Source organism: Aquabacterium sp. A08, assembly GCF_011742065.1.
On the sequence record NZ_JAAQQT010000614.1, the window covers coordinates 1 to 3,740 of the forward strand.

Annotated in this window: 4 protein-coding genes; all 4 read right to left on the reverse strand. The window is 68.6% G+C overall.

Translation table 11 applies throughout. The annotated features are described in order from the left end of the window. Window positions 1-203, reverse strand: a 203-nt coding sequence (locus HA630_RS10535; protein ID WP_208300058.1) for a prepilin-type N-terminal cleavage/methylation domain-containing protein, incomplete at its 3' end; no start/stop codon positions are given. Window positions 204-235: 32 nt separating this feature from the next. Beyond that, complete coding sequence (locus tag HA630_RS10540; protein ID WP_166834562.1) at window positions 236-1,699, reverse strand: sigma-54 dependent transcriptional regulator; 1,464 nt, start codon at window positions 1,697-1,699, stop codon at window positions 236-238. A 41-nt stretch (window positions 1,700-1,740) separates the two neighbouring features. Next, window positions 1,741-2,790 carry a nucleotidyltransferase domain-containing protein gene (locus tag HA630_RS10545; protein ID WP_166834564.1) on the reverse strand — a complete coding sequence of 350 codons (1,050 nt, stop codon included), beginning with the start codon at window positions 2,788-2,790 and terminating at the stop codon, window positions 1,741-1,743. Window positions 2,791-2,831: 41 nt separating this feature from the next. Next, a partial coding sequence (locus HA630_RS10550) for a sensor histidine kinase KdpD (RefSeq protein WP_166834566.1) occupies window positions 2,832-3,740 on the reverse strand: 909 nt, incomplete at its 5' end.

Sequence of the window (3,740 nt, forward strand, 5' to 3'; positions counted from 1 at the left end):
GCCACCACGATCATCAGTTCGATCAGGGTGAAGCCTTGTTGGGCACGTTGCTTGAGTTTCATGGGTTTCCCCTCCAAAAGTTGGTTGAACCACCCCAAGGTTTTGAGGCTGGTGTGTGTTATGCAGCATCCGTGCCAGCGGCTTCCACGGTGTGTTCTCCTAGGACAAAGCCCCCAAAGGCTCATTTGCATGGGGGTGGTCACATCAAAATTTGATGTGAAATGTTGATGTGCCGTTAGGCGCTGTCGCCCAGGCCCAGGCGCTGCATCCAGTAGCGCAGTTTGGCCAGCGTCCAGCCCAGTTGGCGGGCGGTGCGGCTTTGGTTCCAGCGGTTGTGGGCCAGCAGGGCGGCCAGGTGGGCGCGGTCGGGCTCGGCGTCGGCTGGCCACGGGGTGCCGGGGGGCAGGGCTTGCAGCGGGGCGGGCACGGTGGGGGCAAAGCCGCTGTCGGCGAAGCCGGGGGGTGGGGGCGCCACGCTGGGGGGGGGCTGTATGGCCTCGGCCCCCAGGGTGGGGCCGGTGTGCAGGGCCAGGGCGCGTTCCAGGGTGTTTTCCAGTTCGCGCACGTTGCCGGGGAAGGGGTGGCGGGCCAGGGCGGCCAGGGCGTCGGGCGCCAGGGTGGGGGGCTGGGGCAGGCCGTTGCGCTGGGCCAGGCGGGCCAGCAGGGCGTGGGCCATGTCGGGCAGGTCGCTGGCGCGTTCGCGCAGGGGCGGTATGCGCAGTTCAATCACGTTCAGGCGGTAGTACAGGTCTTGCCGGAAGCGGCCTTGCTGCACGGCGCGGGCCAGCTCGTGGTGGGTGGCGCTGACGAGGCGCACGTCGGTGGCTTCTTCTTGCGTGGCGCCCAGGGGGCGCACCTGCCGTTCCTGGATGGCGCGCAGCAGCTTGGCCTGCATGGGCAGGGGCAGGTCGCCCAGTTCGTCCAGAAACAGGGTGCCACCCTGCGCGGCCTGGAAGTAGCCGGGCCGGTCGGCGGTGGCGCCGGTGTAGGCGCCTTTGCGCACGCCGAAGAATTCGGCCTCCATGAGGTTTTCGGGGATGGCGCCGCAGTTGACGGCCACAAACGGGCCGGCCGCGCGGTGGCTGCAGGCGTGCAGGGCGCGGGCCACCAGTTCTTTGCCGGTGCCCGATTCGCCCAGCACCAGCACCGGGGCCATGGTGGGCGCCACGCGCTGGATGTGCTGGCGCACCGCCACCATGGGCGCCGAATGGCCGACGATGCAGGCCAGCGCGGCGGCGGCCTGGGGCGTGAGGGCGCTGGGGCCGGCCTGCTGGGGGGCGGGGGCCGCGCTGCCGTGGTGGCCTTGGGTGGCGTTGCTGGGCTGGCCTTGCAAGGCGGTGGCCACGGCCTGGCGCAGTTGGGGCAGTTCGACGGGTTTGGTCAGGTAGTCGAAGGCACCAGCCTTGAGGGCCTCGACCGCGTTGTGGGCCGAGCCGTAGGCGGTGATGACGATGGTTTTTTCGGGCCGTTGCTCGGCGGTGACTTGGCGCACCAGTTCCAGCCCCAGGCCGTCGGGCAGGCGCATGTCGGTGATGACGAGCTGGTAGTGCCGTTCGGCCAGCCGGGCGCGGGCGCTGGCCAGGGTGTCGGCGGTGTCCACCCGGTAGCCGACCTTGAGCAGGGTGAGTTCGTAGAGGGTGCGCAGGTCGGGCTCGTCGTCCACGACGAGGAGGTGCGGGGCGGGTGAGGGGGTGGCCATGAGCGCAGTTTAGAGTGCCGGACAGACCGGCAAACGGTGTTTCAAGAGCCGCCCACCAGCCAGGCGGCCAACGCGGGGGCGCGCTGTGCAAGGGCTTGCTGGCCTTCGAGGGCACGTTTTCGCCAGCCTGGGCCGCGTTGCAGTGCGTCTTGCCAGGTGTCGAGCAGGGCGTCGGGGTCGTGGTTGTGAAAGTACTCGATCAGGGCATGGGCTTGGGCCAGGTCTTTGGCCACTTTGGCGCGAAAGGCCCCAGTGCGTTCGCCAACAATAAGCAGTTTGTGCACGGCGTAGCGTTCGGGGGCGGGCAGGTTGACCACAACGGCGCGCCCGGTGCCGTCAAACAGGGTGGCTTGCTGGACGTGTTCCAGCGAGAATTCCATGAAGCGCAGCGGTTGCAACGCCACGTCCAGGTGGTCGATGGTGATGGGGGCGGTTTGTGCCGAGGTTTGTGTGGTGAGGAAGTCGATCTGGAATTCGGGTTCCTGGCCGTGCCGGTACGAAGCACCGGCGCCACCGCGGTAGGCCACCATGGGCAAAAAACCTTGTTGCAGGCTGTTGAGCGCGGAATGCGGCTGGGCTTTGATGCTGGCCGGGAGTGCGATGGAGATGTTGCGGCCGGCGTGGGCGAAGTCGATGTCTGTGGTTTGTTCGCTGTGCAGCCACCGCACACCCAGCTGGTTGGCGAAAGCCAGAAAGGCGTGGGTGCCCACCAGCACGCCGCCGGCCCGGAAGAAGCCATATTCGCTGAGCCGGAGAATGACGGTCAGGTGTTTGCGCGCCACGGGCACGCAGCCCAGGACGACGGCGGATTTGGCCAGGCCTTGCAGGTGTTTGCGCGGTGTGTGTGCCTGGGTGTTTTGGACAAGTTGGCGCAGGGCCGGGGAGTCCGCGCCCACGTACAGCTGGCGGACGGTCTGGTCCACATCGCGGAAGCTGAAGTACCACTGCACCTTGCCTTTGATGGTTTTGGTGCCAAAGCTGCCGCTGAGGTGCGATGCGTCGCGCGCAAAGTCGAGCCCCAGCGTGGCGGTGTGCAGCTGTGCGTACGCGGTGGAGGTGGCTACGGGTTGTTCTTGGTAGCTCGCTGGCATGCGTAATTTATACAACAAAGTTTGTTTTTGTTGTATATCGATCAGAGGCTTTGCAGGGTCACCACAAACCCGTGCCCCGGCACGCCCTCCCGCGCCGAGGGCCGGTGGTGCAACTGGGCGCCGTGGTGCTGGCACAGTTCGCGCGAGAGGTAGAGCCCCAGCCCGCTGGAGCGGCTGTGGCTGGAGGCAAAGGGCTCGAACAGGTGCTGCGCCACGTCTTCGGGCAGGGGCGGGCCGGGGTTCCACACCCGCAACCGGCCGTTGGGGTGGGTGGCGATGTGGATGGCGCCGGTGCCGCCGCTGCCGTATTTGCGGGCGTTGTCCAGCAGGTTGACCAGCACGCGGCGCAGGTGTTCGGGGTCGAACCGCACCTGCAGGCCGGGGGCACCGGGCTGCCACTGCGGGGCCGGTTGGCCGGCCTGTTGGGCGTGCCATTCGGCCACGGTGGTGGCCACGCAGGCGTCCAGCGGCGTGTGCTGTGGGGGGGTGGTTGGGCGCGCGGGCAGTTGGGCGGCGTCCAGAATGTCGTCCACCGTGCGGCCCAGGCGCTTGGCGTTTTGCCCGATCATGGCGGCCAGCCGCTGCTGGATGGGGGTGAGGCTTTCTTCGCCCAGCAGCGCGTTGGCGTGTGCAATGGCGGCCAGCGGGTTGCGGATTTCGTGCGCCACCGCGGCCGACACCCGGCCCATGGCGGCCAGCTTTTCGTTGCGCACGCGGGTTTCCACGTCGCGCAGGTCTTCCAGAAAAATCACGCAGGCGGCCGCGCCCTGGGGGTTGGGGCGCGTCAGGCGGGCGCGCAGCAGCACCTGGTGGCTGCCGCCGCCGGGGGTGGGCAGGGGCAGTTCGCAGCCGTCGTCGTGCCCCAGGTGCAGGGTGGTGCGGGCCCAGCCGGCCAGCACCGGCCAGGCGGGCAGGGCCAGCAGCGCGTGGTAGGGCGGCTGGGCCTGGGG